Origin of the sequence: Orientia tsutsugamushi (assembly GCF_900327275.1) — a bacterium.
GTDB classification, from domain to species: Bacteria; Pseudomonadota; Alphaproteobacteria; order Rickettsiales; family Rickettsiaceae; genus Orientia; species Orientia tsutsugamushi.
In genome coordinates this window covers 2,001,472-2,027,258 of record NZ_LS398548.1, presented here as the reverse complement: position 1 = coordinate 2,027,258, position 25,787 = coordinate 2,001,472, and the positions used below count along the sequence as shown (strand labels likewise).

Here is a 25,787-nt window from a genome sequence, read left to right as displayed (position 1 = left end):
GATAGCTAATATGTTAATGCTAATAAAGAGAAGTTAATATGAATGTTTTGAAATCAATTTTACAACCATGTTATGCTGTTATATTAGCATTCGTTGTATTATCTTCACCATCGATATGTACAAGGAATTGCTTTATACGAATTAGGTCAATATCAAGAAGCAATAGATAATTATGATATAGCTATTAAGCATAAACCAGATCTGGCAGAAGCTTATATGAATAAAGGAGTTGCTTTGAGGAAATTAGGACAACATCAAGAAGCAATAAAGAAGTTTAATTTAGCTATTAAGTATAATCCAGGTTTAATAGCACCTTATATTAGCAAGGTTTTAAAAAAGCTAGAAATGCAATAGAAAAATGTGTACGCATACCAGTTAGCAAATGAACTTGCACAAAAAATTAAAAAAAGCAATCTCCGCATCATAACTGATTAATTTTTAGAATCAAGGTACAGAGTCACATGTTCATAAGTTAAGAATGTTTTATTATTCTAGATTATAGACTATAGTCATTTACAATGAGGTTTGAGCATAAAAAAAGCGACAATAGCATCATAAGATTTACTAACAGGATATTTTATACGCAAACTTCATTGTAAATGACTATATATCAAAAATCTTAGAGTTCAAAAAATAATGCTACTTTTTTTTGAACCAGCTATCTTTACATCCAAATGTTCAGAATCATTGGACTACAATAGGTAAAGATATTTTTGATAAAGAACAGCAAAATAAAGCTGCTGTGATTTTAAAATTTGCCTCTGAACCAGACGAAAACACTAAGCGCCACATTCGCCTTCATTGCTTAAAATGGAATAGTTTTCGTCAAGAATGGTGCGGCCATGTTAAGGACATTGAGGCCTTAAAGAATGGCCTTCTCAATGTTCAGTATAGTATAAAACTTGTAGTGTGATATAAGGCATCTATATGATTTAATAGAAATAGCATACAACACATTAAAGGTAAAATTTTGTATGTTGTATATTTCTTATTATTTTATGCTATTTTTTAAATTTAATACTTCTTGTATTGATAAATCCGTATATTCAGCAATTGTCTCAACTGATAATTCAGATTTCAATAATTTTATTGCCAAATCTTTTTTTGCTTTAGCTTCACCGAGCTTTATGCCTTCAGCTTTACCTTCAGCTTTACCTTCAGCTTTAGCGCGTTCGAGTTTATAATCTTCTACTGCTTTATTATCCCATATACGCTTTAACTCTTGTTCATAGGTTATTAGTTCATCTTCACTCCAATTAAACTGATCTAATGCCTCATACGCTCTTTTTATTATTAAATCTTCACCTATTATTTTATTATATCCATCTAATGTTGTTTCTTTTGCATGTTTAAAAAAATAGCACCACTTCTCTGTTATATCACTTAACTCTTCCACTCTATTTTTTTTAAATTTTGGTAATTCTATAAAGGTAAATGAAAAGTCCTTTAGATCATGCTCATATGTCTTTTTATCCAATATTACATGCCTTGATATATAGTCTTCTTTGTTTGGAAACAATTTATAATCTGCTATAGCTATAAATATAACTTCCTTTAGGTCTGAGTATTTTCCTTCCTTTCCTCTATTTGGTTGCCTGCCATATGCTTTTGCGGCATAATACTGCGCTCTTTTTTCAAATCCTTGTGTAGGATCTACTTGCATTTCTATTATATATTGCGCACCGTTTTTATCTTTACACAAAACATCTACTATTGATTCTTTTTTGGACGCTATGTCTGCATCTAATATCGTTCCTAAAAACTCTACTTCTATTATTTTTCTATTCCCTTCAAACAACAATATATCGTTCAGAAAATGTATTAGTATGTCCTTGTTTTTTTCTGATCCAAATATCTTTTTAAATGCTACATCATTCTTTGGATCTAAAAATCTTGATAAGTGCATATATTTTTCATATTTTCTATTCTTTTTAAATTATACAACAAAATAACTTACATGAACATTCTCTTATTGAATTTTAATTTCTGCAATTCACTACATTAACCACCTATTAAACTTTAGCTTATTTGGTAGTATAAAGCTCACAGTATTTATTTAGCTCTATAGCAATTTCTGGTAATTTAAGATATTCAGCAAGAGGTATAAATTCTTGCTGAGTTTCTAGTATGATTTCTTGTCTTTTTTCATAAGGTTTTATTGATACAGTCTGAATATTATGGAATCGGTCGAAAAGCTTAATTAATAATAGTTCTGTTTTATTTCGGTTATATAATGTTTGAATCATCTCTCTAGAACTGATTTTTTTTATTATCCTTAATCTTGGTAAGATCTGAAACCTGTTCTGCAATTTTCTACCGAATACCTTAACAATCTTTTCTTTAGTTAATGTTGTATCTTCTAGTGTATCATGTAGTATTGCAGTAATAATTGTATCTGTTTCAAAGCTGTAGTCTGCTACCATATAAGCTACTTCTAATGGATGTGTGTAGTATAGTTCTCCTGTATCTCTCTTTTGCTGACCATGATATTTTTGGGCATAAAATATTGCTTTTTCAACTTTATCAAGATCAATTTCAGTATTAAATCTTACGTTGGTTTCAAACAGCTTATTTAGTAAGCTTTCGCTATAAAAGTCTATCATTTTTCATCTCTAAATAATCTTTAATAAATTATACAATAAATTAAACTTTTTATGTACTCCAATCTCAGACAAAAACTGAAAAAGAAGCGAATTAATTTGATTAAAAAAGTTGTACTGGAATATTGCAAGTAATGGTTGTAAACTTGTCTTTTTCGCTTTCTATTTCCATTTCTCCATTAAGTTGATTAATAAGGTAATTTACAAACCATAATCCTGATTCAAGCATTAGCGGATAGTCTCGTACCAACTCAAAATCAGCTAATTTAGCTTTTATATTCCCTAATTTTTCTTTTGAAATACCACTTCCTGTATCGTGTATTCTAAATTGTAGTATGTTATCGCTTTTTATATAATTTTTTACAGTAAACAAATGAACCGTAATTATAACCTGGCATCTGTGATTAAATCTAATGACGCTTCCTATTAATTGACTTAATATAGCTTGTAAGTGATCACTATTTCCAGTCACAATATCCTTCATTTTGTACTGAAAATTGTAATTGATTTTTATATCTTTCTCTTTTGCAATGTCTTCTAGTCTCCTGACGGCATCCTTTACTAGCTTTTGTATGCTAAATTTTTTTAAACATAAATTTTCATGCTCAATTTCGCTTCTAAGCGTGTAAACTACATCATTACAGTACTCTTGGAGATTTGCTGATCGATTTAATATTGTTTTCAGCTTATCTTTATTTTCCGAATCATTTAACATGATCTCGCTTGCAAGCCTTACAATTTCACTCGTTGCAATATTAAATCTATATTTAATCTCCTGTATTAAATCTGTACAATATTCTTTCAATGATTCAGCTGCCTCGACATGATACTTCGCTTTTCTTAGCTTTGTTATTATTTCCATATATTCATCGATATTCTCACTCTCTCCATTCACCAACGTAATTGGTATTGGAGGAATTTGTACCATCCATTGGTTAGCGGTTCTATATTAAATTTTTCAATTCTTACATTTGTTGATTCTATATATTGTCTAAATAAAAAAATTATTCCATTCAGAGAGGCTATTATATTTATCTTTTTTTTATCATAGTTATTTACGATTCGCCTAAAATATTGTATCCAATCTATGAGTTTTATGCTTACTTGCCAAGATTCCTCTAGCTGACAGTATAGTTTTTGCAATTCAGCGTCTATCTGTTTTATAGCAGTGCGGTTTAGCTATATAAGATGTGATGGTACTAACCATATTAACAATTTATGTTTATTGCATGAAAACTCTACCACCGATAAGTACATAGCAAGCACATCAACTTATTGCAGCTGTTTATAAATTGATTGATCTGTATGAGGAATAATTCGTTTATACTTTTCGAAAGGCGTATCTAGGTGATAGTGATAGCCAAACTATTATAACTGTTTTATAGTAGTTTAGTTATATAGCACGAACGTAGGGAATAGGTACATAATATGCTAATATGAAAAGAGTATAAAAAATAATAGATAAATAATGGCAAGAAGATACAGTTATGATTTAAGAATGAAGATATTCAAAGCGGTAGATGAGGGACTATCAATTGTTAAAGCATGTAAAATATTCAATAACTTATTTTTCTAGTTAGTTAATTTTTCTTGAACCATGAATGTATTGTCATGATAGCTTCATACATAGGATCACTCCATTGCATGTACCAGTAGGCTTCTGTTGGTACAACAAAAGGTTTAATCAGCTCTCGCATTTAAACAATCATATACATAACTTCACATCGCACTATATTAAATACTCTTCTTGCTTTTGCTATTGTTTCTCCTTCTTCTATGAATTACTATCTTTCTTAAATCATATGGATATTCTGATCACATATTTCCTATCTCTTCTTATTTTTTCTTTTCTATACCTCTTTTCTCTCATAATTTAACTTCCTTTTGGATTATGCTATATATAACTTCATATTCCCATGCTCTATATAATCAACTCAAAAATGTAATTTCTTGATAAGAATATTACATTATTCAACTAATTACTCAGTAACTAAAGATATTTATCAGTTCATATTGACATAATTTAGCACAGATTGTTATATTACTGCAGATAACAATTTAGATCTGAAAGATGAATGAAGATGAGGTAGTAAAATACATAGTTGATGCTATAAAATTTAACCAATTTGCTTTAGCATACAATAGCATGCTATGCTACAAAGAGAGCAATAATATCAAACAAGTAAAACAACGTGTTAAAGCTGAAGTCACAAAAGAGGAATGGAAATTATTTAAGTTTTTTCAAAAGCATGTTAGTAGTCAGGAGTTGTACTGTAGCCCTATTTTTAAAATGCCTGATAGTCACATAAAATTAATTTTCAAGCTTTTTGACAATGGTAAAGTTGAAAAAGCAAAAGCGATTATAGCCGGTCGCTGTATATGGAAAATGGCAAAGCAAGAAGTAGTAAAAGGACATTTAGAGCATACAAAATTTTTATTGGAATATGAAGTAGAGTGTAATATATGTTATAAATTTCGAAATGAAGAAGATAAATTTAAAAAAATAGAAATATCTACATTAACTTTCTGTGTAAGACTTTTATCATATCTAATCAACGAATTAACTGAAGTTAATTCTATAACACAGGAATTAATAGTTAGTGATCAAACATTTGCTAAAATGACAGATTATCTTCTAACTAAAGCAGGAAGAAAAATCCATACTTTGGACTTAGGCTCAACATTTAAGACTTTACTGCATCAGTGTATTGAACAAAACTACATGGAATCCATAAAAGTATTATTAAAACATCAAATGTATGTAAATTATTACAATACATCTCCAGGAGATGGAAAGTTAGGTACACCATTAGATGTAGCGATTGAGCAGGATAACTATGAAATTACTAAACTATTAGTGCAAAATGGAGCTACTGATTATTCAGTAGCTATAGTAACTGCAATGCAGAATAAAATAACTGTTCAAAAAGTAAACGCTTTATTAAACACAGCTAACTTTTTGAAAAATACTGGATATTTTATTGAAAACAAAGTTTTGTCAGATAAACGGCTAAATGACTCTATGGCTATAAGTCATTTTATTCAAAACAGACATAGAACCTTTGATGATTTTAATAAACTGATTAAGAATGTGAATTCTAAAACTTTGTTATCACAACTAGCTTATGAATTTCGATTAAACAAAAACTTACTTTGCTTCTATATAGAATTAGTGCAATTAGAGAGACATAAGCTACAGTTGTCAGATCAACTACTGCATGTTGAAGCTAACGATCAGATATTAAAAAATATGAGTAATATAGAAGAATCTTTGCTACAAGATGGTAATTTAGAATTACATGGAGCTTGCGGAGGTATATCAACTCAAAGTGAATCTGAGTTAGATATAAGTTGATATATAGCCAAGCTACTATAAAACAGTTATAATAATTAGTATGACATATTCTATAGATTGTTCAGAAAAAATACTGGCTACAAAGGTAAGATAGAAAATCAATTTTGAAACAGTATCAAAATCAAAAAGTTTTGGTGTAGGAAAAAATACAGTATATGTATGGAGTAAAAATATATTGCCGTAAAAAACAGAAACAGAGCTTAAACAAAATCTCTATTGATCAACTAACAGAAGATGTATCACAATATATAGTCATTTGCAATGAGGTTTGAGCATAGAAAAAAGCAACAATGGTGTATAATAGCTAGCTAACTTTTCTACACAATCATACAAGCGGAGATAGAGTTTACTTCTTCAAAGACAATTCCAGCGCATGATAATATATCTAAATTTTCATCTTCTGGTTTATGATTTATAAACTCTATAAACGCTAGAATAGGATAAGGAGATAGAAGAAGAAATAAGATATGGATAAAGTTTGGAGATAGAATAAAATAACTAGCAAGAGAAGAAATTATATGAACAAAGAAATTAAAAGGATAACGGTATCAAGTATGCTCTAAAAGCATATGTTTTTTTAGTGCATTGTAGAATGGTGTTATAAAAATCTGATTTGAAGTAATAATAGACCTCTTTCGAAACTGGTTGACGTAGTTCAAAATTATAAATGCCAGAGATCAAATTAAATCTAAGACCTAATCTTTTACGTCTATTTCGATATTTATCAGCAATAATTTTGAACCGTTTTAGCATACCAATAACGTTTTCATTAACAACTCTTGCTGCTGCTAACCTACGATTATTCTTTTTATCATTTTTAGTTAAAGGATTTTTCTTGCTTTTTTTCTTTGGTGATTCAGAATTATTGTGAATTTTTTGTATGCCTTGATATCCTGTATCAGTAATCACTTTCATCTTAGGATGGATAAGAATTTTGGATTTCTTAAATAATCTAAAGTCATGTTTTTTACCGTTAGAAAAATCTGTACATATTACTTGGCGCGTTTTCTTATCTACCACTATTTGAGTTTTTAGTGTATGCCTTTTCTTCTTCCCTGAATAATAGAATTTTTGTTTTTTTAGGTCTTTCTATAGGACTCTCAGTAGCATCAATCAAGAATTCATATCACTCTTCATTAGAGCTTTATGACCTGGAAGAGCAAAGTTTTGGTGTTTAACTAGGGTGTCTTCTACCCATTTTACAGCTTTATATGCTGAACTTTCACTAATCCCATAGTTCTGACCTATATGGAAATAAGTACGGTATCCTCTAAGGTATTCTAAGGCCATCAGCTTTCCTCAAAATATCCACCATCTTTGAAAAGTTTCCTTCCTTACTCCTGTTAATCGACTAAATTTTTCATCCTTTTACTCTTTAATCTGATCGAATTTCATTATTACCTCAAATCAGATCTTTATAACACTATTCTACATCATTCTCTAGTTTCGAAAGAAGTCTAATGCATGCCTGTTGCAAGCTCAATGCTATTTCAGCACCTTCTGCTATAATTGTGAATGCATAGAGTATGTTTTTAGCTAGGCTAAGCTGCTCTATTAAGTTAGTAACATTTTTTTTGTAGCTACATGTTGTAGTACAACAGTCTTGCTCTGCATTCCGTTTCACACTTATGTTAGAACTTTCTGTGCCTACACCATTATTATGAAGAACATATACATATATAGTCATTTGTAATGAGGTTTGAGCATAGAAAAAAGTAACAATGGTGTATGTATGTAATACAAAATTATTTGAAGCTTGAGTGCAAAGAGATATTAATTAAGGAGTTAAAGCCTGCTAAATTGATAGCAATGGATAATGCAGCGTTTCATAAATCAAAAAACTAAAGAGTTAATAGAGTCTGTTGGTTGTAAAGTTATTTTTCTACTACATTCCAGATTTAAATCAGATAGAAAAGTTTTAGGCTAATATTAAGAGAGGGATTAGAAATCAAATTACTCAATTTGGTAAATCTTATGATGCTATTGTAGCTTTTTTCTATGCTCACACCTCATTGCAAATGACTATATCATATATTCCGGTTAATTTATTAGACCTCTTTCGAAACTGGTTAAGGTAGTTCAAAATTATCAATGCCAGAGATCAAATTAAATCTAAGATTGAATCTTTTACGTATATTTCGATATTTATCAGCAATAATTTTGAACTACCTTAACCAGTTTCAAAAGAGGTCTATTCTTATAATCCTTATTCCAAATATACTCTAACATATCTTCTTATATTGAACTTGGGATTTTTTATTACATTATATCTTCTTTTCATATACTACCTTATTCTAATCATGCATTTTAAGTGTTTCTGGTAGCAATATCAGAAATACTTAGTATATGAATAAATTTTTGTTAAGAAATACTTAAAATATATTGGCAAAAGATGCTAACTCATTTTATTAAATGTTATTGAAATTGTTTGAATCATTGATTTTATCAGTCATATAAAACCTCACCTTCGCGTTACTAAATTATTTTGCGATATAAATATTTGCTATTTTTACCGTTTGAATTATAATTTTACTACTAAGTAATGATTGAGATTGAGATAGTTTTTCTGTTAAATATAGAGCTTACAAAAGTTCAAATGCTTTCAGTATTCTCTTAGCGTAACGCAAATTACATAGACTACGCTATGAGCCATTTTATATCTATTACTTTTTAGCGTGAATGGTTAACGAAAGAAGTAGTAATAACTGGAATATTGAGATATACTGACGATGGTATCGTTATAGGTTAAATTTTTATATGTTAAAATAATAACATATAAAATAAGGTAGATATACACAATAACTGAGTCTACTAAGGCAATGATTGATAGTATTCTTGATAACGTTTGGTAGTATTGCTGTTAAGGATACCTATTGAAACGCTAATTATAGAAAATGGTACTATATTACTAACAAAGAAGGTTGCCGTCAAGGCTCAATTGTTTCACCAATCTTAGCTAATATCTCTCTGCATTATGTTATAGATAGCTTGTTTCCCAAAATCAGCAAAGAGAACTTAATTCGACAAACAGGAATGATGAGTTATTGCGGCGATATGGTATTTGTCTTTGAAAATGAAAATAGATGTAAAAAAGTTTTATGATGTTTTGCATAAAATGTTAAATAAGTATGGGCTAAATATCGATGAAGCTAAATCACAAATGATAAAATCTGGTAGAGACCATGCTGCAAATTTAGCCAAACAAAGCAAGAAGATCGCAAGTTATAATTTTCTTGGATTTACTTGCTATTGTGGCAAATCAAAGAGATTAAAATTTCATGATAAGATAAAAAGGTGCAAAGCCAATAGATGAGAGAGCGGTTTTTTGTTCATAGTATACCGTAGAACTCACTGATATAGTTATTTATAATGAAGTTTGAGCATAGAAAAAGCGACAATAGCATCATAAGATTTACCAACATGATATTTTATACGCAAACTTCATTGTAAATGACTATATGCAGCAAAAGGCATGAGATGTTATTGCCGTTTATGATTTGTATTTATCAAAAAGAACTAATGTTACAGGAGCATATGATAGAAAAAGATGGGAATATATATTAGAGTATTTATCGACTTATTCTATTGATTTTAATCTTACTGAGAAAAAAATTGCTTTAAGCAAAATCAAACAGAATGAAATATCACTGTGACTTTAAATACCTTTTTCAAAAAGTATATAACATAACTGTTTTATACTGGGTTAGTATACTTAAAGTAGTTTACTTAATTTAAGTACTTTTTTTGCTGATGTTTTTTGCACTTTACAAAGTGTAACCATATTTATGAATTAAGCTATACATAGAAAAAGCTGTAATAGTTTTATTTACCATGTATTCTTAGCGTGCTGTTTCTTATATCTTTCTTAATAGTTGACAGTGTTTGTTATGCAAGCTAAAATTAAAATAAATAATTTTAAAAATCGTGAATTAGTGGTTGTTTAATTGTAATGAATGTGTCATACTATAAAAAATACATGGTCTTTAATACAGTAGTTTAGAGTGAAGTTAATTTTTTTAGCTTTACTGGTCAACATATGGTCTGTAACAGGAAGGTCTGAAGATGGAAACTAACCTATATGTTGACCAGTAAAGCTAAAAATTCAACTAACAATCAATTATACTAAACAGTTAACCTTTTAAGTTAGGCATGTTACCTAATAAATATAACAGCTATAAGCCTAAGTTATGCTAAGTTTCAAAGTATAGTATAACTTCAAAAAGTTATACTATATTGCACACTTAATGTCAATTAATTTATTCAATTTTTCTTACTTTAAATGTAATAAAATTGAACTATTAATTATTATGCATTATAATAAGCTTTTTTGATATCTCACTCAACTAAAACTATTGCAGTTTTACTAAAGTGTTGTTCAATATCATCCTTCAGCTTTTTATATACATCACTTTTTAAATCATTATTTTGTATTAAAGACTGTCGTATAACTATCTTAGATATGATTTCTGTATCATTACCTTGATGCTTGCATGATCTTTCAACATAAATCCATGGAGTATCAATTGTGTAGTTAAGATGATCAATATTTTTAAGTTTTAGATTCTTGATTACAAGTTTGTTATAATTTGTATGAGGAGCACCTAGAAAAAGATCTCCTATTTGTTTTGGAGCGACACTGATTATATTGTTAAAAACTGAGTTATATCCTATAGAAGCAAATAAAACAGGTCCTGCATTAGTTTTTTTTATTTGGCAATCAGTATTATATTCATACTCAATGGTCCCATCCTTAACTATTCTTGGCAGCTTCAAATTAACACTTGGTAAAGTTATATTTTTCTTATTATGCTCTTCTAAATAAATGCCACTTATATCATTAAAAAATGATTCTTTGATTTGTTGCTGAGACATATAAAGCAATTTATTGTGCAGTGAAATAGCTGAGTTTTCTCCCATATAACTTATTGCACCTTTCCAATTAGTTATATTACCTTCTATTTCTAGAGTACTGTCATGGATTATTTGTGAATGTTTTGGATCAATACTTGATACTTGTTCATAACTTGATCTTTCTGGATCAAGTACTAATGCCATTCTATTAGCAATCTTAGGAAACATTCCATTAGCCATGCTTAAACTATTGCAAGGATCAATCCAGTATATCTTATCATCTTTATCAATCACTTTAAGTATTACATAATCAAAACTATAAAAATTAGGAAGATGCAATACTGGCGCAGTAAAGATTTCTCCTGCACGTATTAAAGCTGGATACACCTTATATCCTATATTTTTTAGTATAGCAGCTATGCTAACGATAAAGTCTCTACAATCTCCTTTTTCAGAGTTTATAACTTTAATTAAGTCTCGAGGAATAAATTTACCATTAGTTGAACGCCATCCTGGAATATATTGTATTTTTTCATTAAATATTGAAGTAACAAAGTTAATTTGTTCTGTATAACTTGAATACTGCTTTGCATCTTCAGCAATAGCAGCAAATAGTTTTGGCAACGGTTGATTAATAACTTTAAAGTAATCCTTACTTAATTTATCTCCCAATTTTTCCCATTTGTTAATAGTAGAGACAGAAACCCAAGTATTATATTGTTCATTTAGAACAGAATCTTTTGGTTCATTTTTTAACATGTTAGTTAATGGCTTCAGTAATGTTATTTTAACAGAACTGGTATGTTCATCATTATTAATTTTTGTAGTACTGGTATTAACACGTAGGTTGCAATATGGATCATTAATTTTAGTATCCAATGGTAATTTCGAATTAATATTGATTTGCATTTTTTTATGATAGCCATATGGTAATAATCCTAGAATATCACTATAGTCTCCTTCAAGTGGAGACTTAGAAGTAACCTTATACTTTAGAAATATTTCTGTTCCAATTTCTAGTTTAGGAAAAGTTACTGATATCTGTCTATAGATATCATTATCAAGACCTGTAGCAGCTAATGGTTTATCTTCTATAGAATCAGCAGAAACATTATATTTTTTACCATTCAAGATTGTTTGAGCTTTTAATATTTTTATTGTATCAATATTTTCTCTATATAAATATGGTAACCGATAGCTAGCAAAAAACATACGACCTTGCTCTTTAAGAATTTTGGCATGCATATAAACAGAATATTCCTCTAATCCATCTTTATCGATGGCTATATCTAGATTGTATGCTTTGATTTCTATTGCACTATCGTCTAAATTTTGCCACTCTGCATTTGAGGGATTAATAAATATTACTAATAATACTAATTGTAGTAAAGTTCTAAAGATTTTATATATCATAAGTTACCTTAATAGCTGCTTTATTTAATAGGGTATGCTGTATCTTTATTTCATCATTTTAGAATCATCAAAAACTATTGCTGTTGATTCAAAGTTTTGTTTAATAGTGTCTTTTAATTTTTTGTATATATCACTTTTTAGATCTTTATTTGATACTAAAGATTTATGAAGTATCATTTTAACTGTAATCTCTGTATCATCGCCTTGATATTGACAGGATCTTTGAATGTAAACCCATGGAGTATCAATTTCAAAATTAAAGACATTAATATTTTCTATTTTAACATCTTTTATTACAGTTCGATGAATAAAAGTGCATGGAGAACCTAAAAAAAGATCACCAATCTGCTCTGGCTCTGCATTAGAAATATGAGATAAATAATTCCGTGGTACTAATACTGAACCCATGTTAGATTTAAATAGGGAATTAGGCTTGTTATATTCATACTCAAAAGTTAAATCTTTCACTGTTCTTGATGTCAGATCTGGTAAGATAATTTTGATCTTATCGCCATCTTCTAAAAAAGAACCACTTGCCCATTTAAAAATCAAATCTTTTATCTGCTGTTGCGAAAATCTCAATTCTGCTCCAGTTATTGAATATGCTTGCTCTCCTAGAAGTATTAATTTCCCTTTCCAGTAAGCTGAATTGTTTTTAGCCATTGAGATCGACTCTTCTATTATCATCTGAGAATGATTTGGATTAATATTTGGTATTTGATCATAGCTAGGAGTTTCTGGATCTAATACTAGTGACATTCTATTAGCGATATCAGGAAAAGTCCCATCAGCCATACTCACAAAATTCGTAGGATCAATCCAATATAACTTGCCATCTTTATCTATTGCTCTAAGTATTGCATGATTATAATGCTCTACAGAAGGAAGCCATAATTTAGTTTCAAAAGCCAGTACTCCTCTATTAACAAAAGCTGGCTGTACTTTGTAACCTATGTTTTGTAAAATTGCTGCTGTACTAATTGAGAAATCTTTACAATCGCCTAATTGAGCATTAGCTGTTTGTTCTAAGTTCCATGGTACAAATCTACCATATCTAATAGATCTATAATCTCCATGATATTGAACTGCATGAATTAAATCTGAAGTAACAGAATTAATTTGATCTTCAGATTTTGTATATTTTTGTGCTTTATTAGCAATAGTTTTAAATAACTTCGGTAATTTTTGATTTAGTATTTTATAATAATCATCAGTAAATTTGCTTGCTACATCTTCCCATGTGTTAGTAGATGCAACAGATACCCACGTTTTAAGCTGATTGCTTAATAATGAGTTTTCAGGTTCATTTGTTAACTCAGTGGTTAATGGCTTAATTAAAGTTATTTCAGCTGAATGAAACTTATCTTTGGAGCTTGTTTTTACTTTCAAGGCATTATGTGGATCATTAATTTTAATATATAAAGGTAATACAGAATTAATTTTTATATGTGCTTTTTGTTGCCAGCCATTAGTACCAAATTCAAATAAGTCACTATAATAATTTTCAGCAAATGTCTTATTTTTTCTCGTATATGTTAAATGTATTTCTGCTCCAATTTCAACTTTAGCAAAATTTATTAAAATCTGCTGCTGTTGCTTAAAACCATACCTGCTACTAGCTAAAGGCATGCTCTTAATTGATTTAAGATCTACATTATATTCTTTTCCTTCGAAGATTGTTTTAGCAATTATTATATCTATTTGAGAATGTACACTATCATATTCTAGCATATAATTAGTAAAAAATTCACGACCAGCCTCATTGAGGATTTTTACCTGCTGCTCTATTATCTCTTCACTGGAACCATCACTATTAACTATAATATTTTGTTCGAAGTGTATTATTTCTAAATTACTGTCATTATAACACTTCCATCTTGCATGTATTGAATTGATTGTTACAATTAAAAACATTAATTGTAGTAATAATACCCTATATAACATATTTAACTCTAAAATAAATATAAATGTACTTGTGTAAACTAAAGAACACTTTTCTAGTTATAATAACTTTCCTTGAATTCTATTAAGATTTATACTATAGCTAGTTTACAGAATGCTTAATTGTAATTTATTTTTCTGAACTGTCAATAATGGATTTTACTATCAAATGTAATATCAAAATCATCTCTATTATTTTAGCAACATTGAGTGCTTTGTTGTTAAGTATTACAATGATGTTAGCTAAAAATCTTCCCTCTGATATTTCAACATTACTTATAGTGTTTGTTAAGAGTTGTTGTGGTTTGATTTTATTCATACCATTTTTAGCAAAGCATAAAACACGATCATTAAGTACTAATAAAGGTTATATTCATTTTTTAAGAATTATTTTGTTAATTGGCGCAATGTTTGCTACTTATTATGCATACCGTAACTTATCTGTAGTGCTAGCTACATCTATTGGAATGACAGAAGCGTTATTTATTACTATTTTTTCCAAAATTATTTTAAAAGAAACTATTGGACCTTTAAAATGGGGATTAATACTTATAGGATATTTAGGAGTTACATTAGTAATAATAAAATCACCAATATTATCTGAGTCAATTGATAGTACTTCCAAATTAGCTATAGTTGCTGCTTTGTTAGCAAATATACTGGCAGCGAATTGTACAATTATTACAAAAATTTTGTCTAAGCATGACTCCACAATAACCATTCTATTATATGGTTATTTAGGTACTTCTATTGTTTCTTTTTGTCTATTGATATTAAATGTTGATAATTTATCAACATTTGCTTTATTAAGTACACAAGATATAGCAATCTTATTCGGTATTGCCATACTAGGAATCAGTTCTCAATTATGCAGTACTACTGCTATTAAATATTCCACACCTGTACTTATTGCTCCATTTCAATATATCAGAATATTATTTGCTGCATTGATTGAAGTAATAGTGTTTAAAGAACAATTAACTATATCAACAGCAATAGGCAGCATAATAATTATATTCTCTGCTTATTTAATTAACGTGGCACCAAATAATTCTAAAGCTAAAGATTTATGAGATAGCTGTTATAATATTAGTATTCTATGTTAGCTGGTCATAAGATATTTTTTAGCTGCTTAATATGTTTGATGTTATATATGTTATAATCTGAATTAGTTGATGAATTATTACTATAATCAGCACAAAAAATATTTTTAAAACCAAGCTTTACAGCTTCATTAACTCTAAGGTCCGATTGAGTAGATTTTCTAATTTCTCCAGATAAGCTAATTTCTCCAAAAAAAATACTGTGTAGTGGTAATGGTTGGTTTGATGCTGCAGAAATCAAGGAAGCAGCAACAGCCAGATCAACAGCTGGTTCTGTAATTTTTAATCCGCCTGCTACGCTTAAATATACTTCATAAGATGTAAGAGTTAATCCGTATCGTACAGCTAATACTGCTAGTATCATTGATAATCTGTTACTATCCCATCCAACTACAGAACGCCTTGGAGTTGGAATATGTGAAGGTGATATTAAAGCTTGAATCTCTACTAGAATAGGACGTGATCCTTCCATACTTGCAAAAACACTAGTGCCGCTATAATTTGTTTCAGTATTGAGTATAAACATTTCAGATGGATTTGATACTTCTATTAATCCAGATTGTTCCATAGTGAATACACCTATTTCATTTGTTTTACCAAATCGATTTTTTATCGATCGTAAAAGTCTATATTGATAATTTGAACTACCCTCAAGATACAAAACAGTGTCGACCATATGCTCAAGAATTTTAGGCCCAGCTAGCTGTCCATCTTTAGTGATATGACCTACCATAATTAGTGCTATACCAATTAATTTAGTTAAAGATATTAACATTTGTGCTGCCGCCCGAACTTGCGATGTTGTACCAGCTATGGATGTAATTTCAGGATTATAAATTGTTTGTATAGAATCAATAACAACTAGATGAATTTCTTGCCTATTTGCTTTAATGGTAGCTATGATATCATGAATATTAGTAGCAGAAACAAGTTTAATTTGCGTGTTTACCAAACCTAATCTTTGAGCTCTAAGCTTGATCTGATTAACTGATTCTTCGCCAGAAATATAAAAACAAGAAGTAGATGAAGTAGATAATTGAGCACATAACTGAAGTAATAAGGTCGATTTGCCAATGCCTGGATCACCACCTATAAGAATTGCTGATTCTGGAATTAATCCTCCGCCAAGTACTCTATTTAGTTCATTAATTGAACTGACAATTCTACATGGTTCATCAATATCTTTATCAAGAGAACTAATAGTTAAATTATTGCCAGTAACACTTGCGCTACTATTGTAAGAGTTATTAGATATAACATCTTCTATAATACTATTCCACTCATTACATTCAGAGCATCTGCCATACCACTTATAGCTTATACTACCACAATTAGTGCAAGTATATTGTTTCTTCGTTTTCATTAATTGTTTTTATAAAGTAAAATTGTTAACTTACTTTTACCATAAATTTTTTCTGTCTGAAAATGAAAATTAACTGGCAATACTAACTTATGATTTAACTCTGATTCAATAAATAATATCGTATTGTTATCAAGCCAAGATTTGTTATCTAACGATAATAAAGTTTTATTAATTAATCCTTTGTAAAACGGAGGATCCATGAAAACTACATTATAATTATGATGCGCTTGTGGCAGATTAGTAGCATCTAACCTTAGTAAAGTCATTTTATTATATATGTTTATTTTGCAAGCATGGTTTTGAATTGCTACTAAACAATTAACATTAATATCAATTAAAGTCACATGCTGAACACCTCTTGACAAAGCTTCAAATGCTATATTACCTGTACCTGTAAATAGGTCTAACATTCGTACTTCAGACAATACAATTTTATCTGATGTTTTAAAAGCCTGAGAAGCTAATATATTAAACATAGATTCTTTTAATTTAGCTGTGGATGGGCGATAATTATTATTTTTAATAACTGGAATTTTTTGTCCTTTAAATTTTCCCGAAATTACTTGAATCATAAGTTAATTTTTTTAGAATTAGTTTAATAAATCTTTTAAAGTTGCAGTAAATGTCCCTTCAGCAGCTAGGTTATTTGTACCATCAATTTTAACTTCTGCGTTAAATTTCCATATATGCTTATTATAAGCTTGAGAAATTTTAGATGTAATAACCATGGTATCTCCACTAGTAATTATTTTTCTGAATTTTACGTTTTCAATGGTTATTAAGTAGAAAATTTTGCTTTTAGTATCAAACTTAATAGTTTTTGCTACTAAAATAGCAGATAACTGAGCCATTGATTCAATAGTTAGAACTCCTGGCATAACTGGATTGTTAGGGAAATGACCTGCGAACTGTGGCTCATTAGCTGTAACGTTCTTAATTCCTATGATTTCTTGACCAGGTTCTAGTTTGATAACTTTATCTATCATTAAGAAAGGATATCTATGTGGTATAATCCTAATGATGTCTTGTGTGCTCAATACACAGTTATTTTCTGATAGTTGTTTTTGTTGAGACATTATCTTATCTTTGCTACATTATTTTTTTAAGATTGTTTAATAACTCTATATTACTAGAATAATAATGGCTTTAATAATTTGAGTCTTTATAATAATATGAAAAGTTTTAGTTCTGGCTGTTTCTTTTATGATAGTTTTTACTGTTTTATAACTGCTTTGATTTATATTTAGTTGCTCTTTTACTAGGTATTATATATTATCCTGCAAATTATTACATAAATATTATTTAGAGATTATAAATGGTTATAAAAAGGTTGATACCAGCTATTTTTACAGCAATAGTAGTAGTAAGTTTTTGCGCTCTTGGTGTTTGGCAAATATATCGCTTAAATGTAAAAAAAGAGTTGCTAAGTAAAGTTGTTAACAATAAAGATTCTATTCCTATTAATTTAAATAAAGTATTTAACTTATCTTCAAGACATTTATTATTTTCTAGGGCTGTTATAAAGGGTCAATTTTTAGCAGGTAAGAATTTATTTTTATATGGCAGATATAAAGAGAAATATACTTTAGCATCACCATTATTAACCAATGAAGGGAATATAATAATGGTAGTTCGTGGAGCTATTGCTGAGAAAAATAAAGACTATTTTTTAAAAAATGCCTCAACAAATCAAGATAAACAACCATCTGTAGAAATTGAGGGAATTGTGCTTGAACTTGAAAAACAAGGTGCATTACTCCCTAGTAATAATTTGAAAAGCAATATTTGGTTAACACTAGATAAGGATGATGTTATAAAACATATTGGCCAACAATATGCCAATAAGATTAGCAATTTTTATCTGTTACAAACTAATGCTTCTCAAGTTGACAGTACAATAATTCCATTGCAAACAAACGTAATAGATAAAGTTCAAAATAACCATTTACAATATGCACTCGTATGGTTTTGTTTAGCAATTATAGTTTCAGTAATGTATTATATTCGCTTTCATGCTAATATATATGATGATTTATAGATCTTCAGAGTTGATTTTTTGTGATATTTTTTCACATGCTTGAATAGCTACTTGCTCTAAATATTGTAATGATACATTGCCTTGACTAAATATAGTACTTTGATCACCAGATTGATCAAGTAATATTACTGTAGGTACAGCTTTTATTTTATTTATTAATCTTCTGTAAGTTTGAGTAATATTTGACATACTTATTTGAATTACATCATTCTTAAATTTATATTTTTCAACAAATTGATAAAATGTAGGCTTAAAACTTTGACAATACCTGCATCTAGGGTCTGTAACAAGAATTAAAGAATAACGTTGTGCTAGGTTGCTGATTTTTTGCTCTGCTGAGATATTATTATTAGCATTAACAGTAGCTCTAGAGGTTGTATCGTCTGTAATATTGCAAGAATTAGCACAGCATATATCTGTAAAAAGAACGCAAAATACCGGAAATAGTAATATTAATGATAGTCTTTTCATAATTAATCTAGTTTTATTTGTGAATTTCTGATAAATTAATGGTATTGGATTAATGATATCTTAGTTTTTTAATATCATTGATATAATGCTTCTGATTGTCAAGTGTTAAGTTAAATACACAATTTGTTAATTTGCAATAATAATTGATGTAGCTGATAGGTAAGTACGAAAGCAATTTCCACACGAAGGTAGTGTTGATGGTGATGGCGCGGTAGTTTTATTATTCATGTTTCCATCACACTCCAAATCAAATGTAACGTAAGGATTACCAGTATTACGCTTTCCTGATAACTTCATATCATTAACGAACTAAAGTATTAATTAAATATGTTATTTAATACTTTTTTAAGCTGGCTGGATGATATTTCTCTATTACATGCTTCAACCTTTCTGGCTGTACATGAGTATAAATCTGAGTAGAACTAATATCAACATGACCTAGCAGCTCTTGAATAACCTTTAAATCTGCTCCACCTTCAAGCAAATGACTTGCAAAGCTATGCCGCAATATATGAGGAGAAACATTATCAGGCGAAAGACCAGCATTGATAGCAGCGCTTTTAAGTAGTATAGCAAAATTTTGCCGAGTCATATATCCTTGCTTAGCCTTTGATGGAAAAAGATAAACACTATTCTTAGCATTTTTGAATGGAGAAAAAAAATCTCGATAAGGTAAATATTTAGATATTACATCGCCAGTAAGATCATTCATAATAACTAATCTCTCCTTATTCCCTTTTCCTAAAATTACAAAATGATTCTTGATTTTACCTGTATTATGATCAAATTTTAAGTCAGTAATTTTCACACTAACTAATTCTGATACTCTAAGACCAGTAGAATATAGCAAGCAAATCATCGCTAATGTACGTATACCCTCAGCAGTAGTATCTTTGAAACAATAATCAATTAGCACTTTGATTTCTTTAATAGATAATATTTTTGGCAATTTTGTGCTATAACGCGGCACTTCAATATTAGTCACTAAGTCAGCTTGAACTACATTTTCTGTCAACAAAAACAAATAGTATTGCCTTAGAGTAGATATTTTACGTGCAATAGATCTAAAACTAAGATTTTTACTGAGAAGATGCTGAATAAAAGAATCAATATCCTTTGTAGTAACAGCTAGCGAGCTTTGTAGCTGTATACTTTTAAGAAAATCACTAAAATCTTTCAGATCGCGCTTATATGCTAATAAAGAATTAGCTGAAACATTTTTCTCAGCTAAAACAGTCTCAAGGAATTGTTCTAAGAAGTCCATAATTTTCTTTATACTTAACTTGATTAATCTGTCTATTAATATTATCAGATAGACTAGTCACAAGCAAGCAATGGAGGCCAGGGCCGGAATCGAACCGGCGGTAGAGGATTTGCAGTCCACGGCATTAACCACTTTGCTACCTAGCCATAAATTCTACTAGCAATATTTATAAAGAATATTAGCAATAAAAACAATATTTTTCTCAATAGATTTTATGATAAAATAGTTATATAATACACTTTTTATTTAGACAATTACTCATAAATAAGTTTAGTAATTGTAGTATTTATAATAAAATAAGCATTAATAAAAATTCATAGTAATATAAAAAATCTAACAATAAATGTTAACTTTATTAAAAAAATATAGTGTAGCAATATTATGCAGTATATTGCTAACTTGTAGTTTCTCATGTAGCGCTATTGATATTAATACAGCATTAACCAATGCTTATAAAAATTCCGTTAAATTTAAACTATTGCAAGATGAATTTCTACAACAAGCAAATCAGTACCAAAAAATTTATACAAGCTTCATACCTGAAGTACATGCATCAGTAGTATCTGGTGAAAGATATCATAACCCAAGCAATCGTTTTTTTAGCAATGACTGGTTTCCTGCAACTAATAATTTACATCGTTTGCAATCACCTAACGTGTTTACTCCTAAAGCTGAACTAACAATTTCACATAATTTATTTAATGGCGGACAGGACATAATCAAGCTTAAAACTATTAAGCAAAAATCCTATGCTGCAAAGGAGAAATTTTATAATGATGAACAAGAATTAATATATGAAGGTATTGAAACCTACCTAAACTATTATTCTTTTCTTGAAACATCTAAACTATATGAAGCAAAGGTGCATTATTTTCAAAAAATGCTTGAAATAGAAAAACAAAAGCTAGACTTAGGAGAAAGTACAAGTGTTAGTGTAGCTAATGCACAAGTTCAATTATCAAAAGCTTTATCTGAACACATAGCAAGCATTACTGCAGTACAAAACCTGGAAAAAAAATTCTACAATTTTTTTGGTATACTACCTAGTAATATAGAGTTACCAAGGATATCTAATGATTTAGAAAACAGTGAAACTGCATTAATGAACTCAGCTCTAAATAACAGTTTTGTGCTTAACTACTATAAAAATCAAATATTAGAACAGCAATTAAAAGTCAAGTTTTGCAGAGCAGCTGTCTTACCTAAAATAAATGCACAATTTTCAGTAATTAGCCCTTTGCCTTTTCAGCCAGAACGTAGTACTGCAACTTTTGCCGTTGAAATGAGAATACCGATATTCAATCATAATACAGCATTTTTGGATTCTAGAACTGAAATAAGAGCTCTTAATATGCTGATAAGTCAGTATAAAGATAAATTAGAACAAATTAAGATGTCTGTAGCTTCGGAATGGAAACAATACAATTCCATAAAACAACAAATTGAATACTCCGACGACTATGTTAAATTTGCTACTATTGCTTTATCCGCAACTCAACATGAATATGAGTTAGGCAATATACGTATTACAGATTTATTAAAAGCCCAAAATAATTTCTATGATTCTAAAATTGAAAATATTAAAGTTAATGTTGCTCTTTTAAAGCACATGTATAAAATAAAACAGTTAACTAATAAATTAACTGCTAAATCATTAAATTTAAAGGTGAATTACTTTATTCCAGAGCAAAAGCAGAAATTTAAAAAAACACTTTAAACTACTCTTTAAGTTTAATAAAATTCTAAAGTAGCAAGAGGAGAATGTTTATGACTAAACTCCATAAAGAAAATGAAGATTATAATGAACATACTAATCAGTCAATTGAAGAAATTTTAAACTCTATTAAAAATACAATTAATCATGATATAGTTAATACCGATTCTTTAAACAACAACAATGCAATAGATAATAATGAAGATGATGATGTTTTGGTATTAACTGAGATAATCAGTATACCTAATCAAAATAAGCAAGTTAATATTAATACATCTCAACTTAGTAGTAGTAATATAGTTAAAAACCACCTACCTAATATCACTGCAGATGTAGTTAATTTAATTCCTGAATCTACTTCTACTAAAATTGAATCAAAAGAACAAAAATCACCAAAGAAAATACATAACAATATTAATAAGCAGAATCAAAATACTTCTATCTGTAGCAATCAAACTATAGAAGATATAGTAATAGAATTACTAAAGCCAAAACTATCTGAATGGCTTGATAATCACCTATCTGATTTAGTAAAATCTATTGTTGAACCTATTGTTGCAAAAGAAGTAAGGCAGCAATTATCTAAGACTAATCAATCAAACAAGCAAAGAAATTAAAATGTTAGTTAAAAGCAAATTAATATGTTTAATTACTATTTTATTATTAAATTTAATAGCTGCAAGTAGCGCTACTGCATCTAACTCAGTCACTACTCTCCCTGCCCTTCCAGCAATATCTTTGCCTAGTGATACCAATAATCCAGACTTAAGTAATAGCATGAATAATAGCTGGTGGAATAAAATAAAATCTTTTTTTGGTTTTAATGTTGAAAGTGAGCAAAATAAATTAGAAGCTAATAATGTACAGAATATTGAAAATAGTTTTAATAATGATTTGCAAAGCAATAACGAAAAACTAGAAAGCAATCAATTGAATACAAAATCGCATAATTTTATTACACTTGATAACAATAGCTTACCTAGATTACACGATGATGATAATACTGATATCGAACTTGCAGAGTTACCAGACATACTCAAAGCCACTCAAATGCAAGATAATAATAATATGCAAACAAAATTAAATATTAATCAAACACAAGAACTATACTCTCAAATTAATAGAGATGATTCTCAAAAGCAAGATTATACCTCATCAAGTCAAGGTTACCAAACTCAAATCATTAAATCTCATAAACCTAAAATTAACAATACTAATCTGACCGCTTTACTAAAGTTGCCTGTACCTACTCAATCGTTAAGAGAGCAACATCATAATATGCAATCCACTACTCAAGATTTTTCAAACAAATACGAAGTTATTAATAATCTTAATCAACTAGAAAATACTCAAAGTGAGTTAGAGCAGCAAACCCAAACTACTAATCAAGATAGTAAAGTTTCATTAAGCCTTAATTTTGAAGAATACAAAGAAAAAAATATTGATACCTCAAACTCTTTATCATTGATAAGCAATCAACAAGAAACTATTAACAGTGAAACAACTTTAAAACAGCAACCTGACCTACCATTAACAACAACATTAAATGAAAATAATGCTGATAATAATAATTCTAGCAATACAGAACCTAATTCAGATGTTACTGATATTGATTTAACTCATAATCCTGATAAAAATTCTATTCCACTTGTTGATAATTATGCTAATCAAGCATTAAGTAATGATACTAGTTCTACTAACAATGATACTGATGATACTGATGATGATACTGATGATGATACTACGTCTACTTCTATCTTAGATTCTAACACTAACAGTGATGCTATTCAATTACTAACTAACGATAACTCTAGCACTGCTAATACTGATAATATTTCTACTATATTAAAAACAGATGATGCTGACATCAATAACATTAACTTAGATATTCAAAATAACAATCAAGATATCGAAACTTCCATGATTTCTGAATTAGAAAATCATGAAACAAATATAAATACATCTGATGTTAATGAATTCACTATAAATACCAACCATGATACCAATAACAACTCACAAAATGAAAGTTCAGAGAAACAAGCTGAACCATCGTCAACATCAATACAAACTACAGATTCTAATCAATCCAATACAGATAATTCTACTCAGCACAATGATTATGATACGACAAGTAACGCTAACGCTGAATCAGAAATAGATACTACGAAAACTAAAATTGATATTAAACCTAGAGATAGTGTTGAGTTAAGTATGTTTCTTGATCGTGAATTAATAATATTAACAGCAGAAAATGATGATATTGAGTTAGGACAACTTACTGACAAAGCTAAATTAAAGTTAATAGATGATTGGAAGTATATTAAGCTAATCGAAAAGGAAATAAATTACAGAAAAGAAGCAAGCAAAAGGCAAGCAGTTAACAATATAATTCAGTACCATCGTATGAAAACCAAAAAAATGCAAGATTTAACTCAAAAAGATACCTATATATCTAAATGCTATAAGTGATAATGATATATCTTGTCACTTTTATATAAAAAATAAATTACAAATAATGCTTAATACCAGCAGCTTTTTTCATGCTAATATACTTTCTTTATTTCCAGAAATGTTTCCTGGACCTTTGCAATATTCATTAGCTGGAAAAGCATTAAAGAAAAATATATGGTCATATAAAGCTATTAATATTAAAGATTTTGGTATCACAAAACACAAAAAAGTTGATGATGAACCTTATGGTGGAGGTTCTGGTCTAGTTATGAGAGCTGATGTTCTTGCAAAAGCAATTGATTATGCATTAAATACTTTTACTAACTTAAATACTAAGCCTTATCTTTATTATATGTCTCCCAGAGGAGACATTATAAATCAAAATTTGATTAAGGAAATTATTAAGCAAAAAAATATAATTATTATCTGTGGAAGATTTGAGGGAATTGACGAGAGAGTAATAGAAAAGTATAATGTGTCAGAAATTAGTTTGGGAAATTTTGTTTTATCTGGAGGAGAAATAGCAGCATTAGCTTTACTTGATAGTTGTATAAGGCTACTTCCTGGCGTTATAGCAAATCAAAATACATTACTAGAGGAATCATTTAATACAATTAATGAAGGTAATGTAACTTTGCTTGAATATCCACTATATACTAGACCAGCAGTGTGGTGTAATCTTAGAGTGCCAGAAGTCTTACTTTCTGGTGATCATAAGAAAATAAAGGAATGGCGATTAAATCAATCTATTAAAATTACAAAACAAAGACGCCCTCATTTTATTATTGATAATACATATGATAACAAAAATTCAAGGAGCACAAAATGAATTTAATTAAGCAATTTGAACAAGAACAAATAAAAAAACTAACTCAAGGTAAAAGCATTCCTAATTTTAGACCTGGAGATACTGTAAAAGTCAACTTAAGAATTATTGAAGGAGCGAATGAAAGAATTCAAGCTTATCAAGGAGTTGTTATTGCTCGTGCTAATCGTTCAATATCTTCATCATTTACAGTTAGAAAAATTAGTCATGGCCAAGGTATAGAAAGAAAGTTTATGCTTTACTCTCCACTAATTAGCAGCATAGAGTTAATCAAGCAAGGAGTAGTAAGACGAGCTAAGCTATATTATTTAAGAAATCTACAAGGCAGAAAAGCTAAAATTAGAGAAAAAATCTTTTCAAAAGATAACCAATAAAGAATTATTAGCCTTATGATGCT

22 protein-coding genes, 1 tRNA gene and 5 pseudogenes are annotated in these 25,787 nt (G+C 29.0%); 13 read left to right on the top strand and 15 right to left on the bottom strand.

The genetic code is table 11. The features are described from left to right. Window positions 1–93 precede the first annotated feature (93 nt). The gene (locus tag DK405_RS10535) at window positions 94–354 is read left to right on the top strand and encodes a tetratricopeptide repeat protein (RefSeq protein WP_064612953.1); all 261 of its coding nucleotides are present in this window, start codon (window positions 94–96) and stop codon (window positions 352–354) included. Between the two features lie 304 nt (window positions 355–658). Beyond that, window positions 659–913 (top strand): annotated as a pseudogene (locus DK405_RS10530) (conjugal transfer protein TraD); the annotation flags it as partial. Window positions 914–991: 78 nt separating this feature from the next. On the opposite strand, the gene DK405_RS10525 reads toward DK405_RS10530, so the two are convergent. From DK405_RS10525 to DK405_RS10515, 3 genes are all read right to left on the bottom strand, one after another. After that, entirely contained in the window at window positions 992–1,906 is a 915-nt protein-coding gene (locus DK405_RS10525; protein ID WP_064612954.1) for an Rpn family recombination-promoting nuclease/putative transposase, read from the bottom strand. Between the two features lie 118 nt (window positions 1,907–2,024). Further along, on the bottom strand, window positions 2,025–2,603 hold the full coding sequence (locus DK405_RS10520; protein WP_109510712.1) for an HD domain-containing protein: 579 nt from the start codon (window positions 2,601–2,603) through the stop codon (window positions 2,025–2,027). Window positions 2,604–2,703: 100 nt separating this feature from the next. Next, window positions 2,704–3,528, bottom strand: a complete 825-nt coding sequence (locus DK405_RS10515; RefSeq protein ID WP_064612955.1) for a sensor histidine kinase — start codon at window positions 3,526–3,528, stop codon at window positions 2,704–2,706. A 540-nt stretch (window positions 3,529–4,068) separates the two neighbouring features. On the opposite strand from DK405_RS10515, the pseudogene DK405_RS10505 reads away from it, so the two are divergent. Next, a pseudogene (locus DK405_RS10505) lies at window positions 4,069–4,161 on the top strand (IS630 family transposase); the annotation flags it as partial. A 729-nt stretch (window positions 4,162–4,890) separates the two neighbouring features. Further along, entirely contained in the window at window positions 4,891–5,955 is a 1,065-nt protein-coding gene (locus DK405_RS10500) for an ankyrin repeat domain-containing protein (RefSeq protein ID WP_231967800.1), read from the top strand. Between the two features lie 405 nt (window positions 5,956–6,360). Here the strand turns inward: DK405_RS10500 and DK405_RS16290 are convergent. The 4 genes and pseudogenes from DK405_RS16290 to DK405_RS14620 all read right to left on the bottom strand — a co-directional run. Beyond that, window positions 6,361–6,590: pseudogene (locus DK405_RS16290) on the bottom strand (hypothetical protein); the annotation flags it as partial. Window positions 6,591–6,606: 16 nt separating this feature from the next. Further along, window positions 6,607–7,350: pseudogene (locus tag DK405_RS10495) on the bottom strand (IS5 family transposase); the annotation flags it as partial. 28 nt (window positions 7,351–7,378) lie between these two features. Continuing rightward, window positions 7,379–7,642, bottom strand: coding sequence for a hypothetical protein (locus DK405_RS10490; protein WP_045912325.1), 264 nt, complete (start codon window positions 7,640–7,642; stop codon window positions 7,379–7,381). Between the two features lie 382 nt (window positions 7,643–8,024). Further along, window positions 8,025–8,120, bottom strand: a pseudogene (locus tag DK405_RS14620) (IS5/IS1182 family transposase); the annotation flags it as partial. 908 nt (window positions 8,121–9,028) lie between these two features. Here DK405_RS14620 and DK405_RS10480 point away from each other — a divergent pair. Both DK405_RS10480 and DK405_RS12910 read left to right on the top strand, forming a co-directional pair. Further along, window positions 9,029–9,268 (top strand): hypothetical protein, encoded by a 240-nt coding sequence (locus DK405_RS10480; RefSeq protein WP_045912324.1) that lies wholly within the window; start codon window positions 9,029–9,031, stop codon window positions 9,266–9,268. Window positions 9,269–9,452: 184 nt separating this feature from the next. After that, window positions 9,453–9,608 (top strand): hypothetical protein, encoded by a 156-nt coding sequence (locus DK405_RS12910; protein ID WP_162563016.1) that lies wholly within the window; start codon window positions 9,453–9,455, stop codon window positions 9,606–9,608. Window positions 9,609–10,290: 682 nt separating this feature from the next. Here DK405_RS12910 and DK405_RS10475 read toward each other — a convergent pair. Both DK405_RS10475 and DK405_RS10470 read right to left on the bottom strand, forming a co-directional pair. Then, window positions 10,291–12,219 (bottom strand): DUF3857 domain-containing protein, encoded by a 1,929-nt coding sequence (locus DK405_RS10475; RefSeq protein WP_045912323.1) that lies wholly within the window; start codon window positions 12,217–12,219, stop codon window positions 10,291–10,293. Window positions 12,220–12,264: 45 nt separating this feature from the next. Then, entirely contained in the window at window positions 12,265–14,163 is a 1,899-nt protein-coding gene (locus tag DK405_RS10470; RefSeq protein ID WP_045912322.1) for a DUF3857 domain-containing protein, read from the bottom strand. A 149-nt stretch (window positions 14,164–14,312) separates the two neighbouring features. On the opposite strand from DK405_RS10470, the gene DK405_RS10465 reads away from it, so the two are divergent. Then, the gene (locus DK405_RS10465; RefSeq protein ID WP_045912321.1) at window positions 14,313–15,233 is read left to right on the top strand and encodes a DMT family transporter; all 921 of its coding nucleotides are present in this window, start codon (window positions 14,313–14,315) and stop codon (window positions 15,231–15,233) included. A gap of 37 nt (window positions 15,234–15,270) precedes the next feature. On the opposite strand, the gene radA is transcribed toward DK405_RS10465, so the two are convergent. From radA to fabZ, 3 genes are read right to left on the bottom strand one after another with little or no spacing between them, the layout of a single operon-like run. After that, window positions 15,271–16,626 (bottom strand): DNA repair protein RadA, encoded by a 1,356-nt coding sequence (gene radA, locus DK405_RS10460; RefSeq protein WP_045912320.1) that lies wholly within the window; start codon window positions 16,624–16,626, stop codon window positions 15,271–15,273. Then, window positions 16,626–17,198: an RsmD family RNA methyltransferase gene (locus tag DK405_RS10455; protein ID WP_045912319.1), complete on the bottom strand. Its 573-nt coding sequence runs from the start codon at window positions 17,196–17,198 to the stop codon at window positions 16,626–16,628. The genes radA and DK405_RS10455 overlap by 1 nt, the downstream gene beginning before the upstream one ends. A gap of 18 nt (window positions 17,199–17,216) precedes the next feature. After that, entirely contained in the window at window positions 17,217–17,702 is a 486-nt protein-coding gene (fabZ, locus tag DK405_RS10450) for a 3-hydroxyacyl-ACP dehydratase FabZ (protein WP_045912318.1), read from the bottom strand. 239 nt (window positions 17,703–17,941) lie between these two features. Between fabZ and DK405_RS10445 the strand changes: the two genes are divergently transcribed. Further along, window positions 17,942–18,664 carry an SURF1 family protein gene (locus tag DK405_RS10445; protein ID WP_045912317.1) on the top strand — a complete coding sequence of 241 codons (723 nt, stop codon included), beginning with the start codon at window positions 17,942–17,944 and terminating at the stop codon, window positions 18,662–18,664. Here DK405_RS10445 and traF read toward each other — a convergent pair. The 3 genes from traF to DK405_RS10430 all read right to left on the bottom strand — a co-directional run bounded on the left by traF (window position 18,659) and on the right by DK405_RS10430 (window position 20,545). Further along, entirely contained in the window at window positions 18,659–19,135 is a 477-nt protein-coding gene (gene traF, locus DK405_RS10440) for a conjugal transfer protein TraF (protein ID WP_045912316.1), read from the bottom strand. The genes DK405_RS10445 and traF overlap by 6 nt on opposite strands. 334 nt (window positions 19,136–19,469) lie before the next feature. Then, window positions 19,470–20,399, bottom strand: coding sequence for a site-specific tyrosine recombinase XerD (locus tag DK405_RS10435; protein WP_045912315.1), 930 nt, complete (start codon window positions 20,397–20,399; stop codon window positions 19,470–19,472). A gap of 71 nt (window positions 20,400–20,470) precedes the next feature. Next, a tRNA-Cys gene (locus tag DK405_RS10430) sits at window positions 20,471–20,545 on the bottom strand. Window positions 20,546–20,742: 197 nt separating this feature from the next. Between DK405_RS10430 and DK405_RS10425 the strand changes: the two genes are divergently transcribed. The 5 genes from DK405_RS10425 to rplS are packed head-to-tail and all read left to right on the top strand — an operon-like array spanning window position 20,743 to window position 25,764. Beyond that, window positions 20,743–22,116 (top strand): TolC family protein, encoded by a 1,374-nt coding sequence (locus tag DK405_RS10425; protein WP_045912314.1) that lies wholly within the window; start codon window positions 20,743–20,745, stop codon window positions 22,114–22,116. Window positions 22,117–22,166: 50 nt separating this feature from the next. Further along, window positions 22,167–22,730 (top strand): DUF2497 domain-containing protein, encoded by a 564-nt coding sequence (locus DK405_RS10420; RefSeq protein WP_231967798.1) that lies wholly within the window; start codon window positions 22,167–22,169, stop codon window positions 22,728–22,730. A 1-nt stretch (window position 22,731) separates the two neighbouring features. Then, window positions 22,732–24,582, top strand: a complete 1,851-nt coding sequence (locus DK405_RS10415) for a hypothetical protein (RefSeq protein ID WP_045912312.1) — start codon at window positions 22,732–22,734, stop codon at window positions 24,580–24,582. A 46-nt stretch (window positions 24,583–24,628) separates the two neighbouring features. After that, window positions 24,629–25,393 (top strand): tRNA (guanosine(37)-N1)-methyltransferase TrmD, encoded by a 765-nt coding sequence (gene trmD, locus DK405_RS10410; protein WP_045912311.1) that lies wholly within the window; start codon window positions 24,629–24,631, stop codon window positions 25,391–25,393. After that, window positions 25,390–25,764, top strand: a complete 375-nt coding sequence (gene rplS / locus DK405_RS10405; RefSeq protein WP_012460802.1) for a 50S ribosomal protein L19 — start codon at window positions 25,390–25,392, stop codon at window positions 25,762–25,764. The genes trmD and rplS overlap by 4 nt, the downstream gene beginning before the upstream one ends. Window positions 25,765–25,787: the final 23 nt, after the last annotated feature.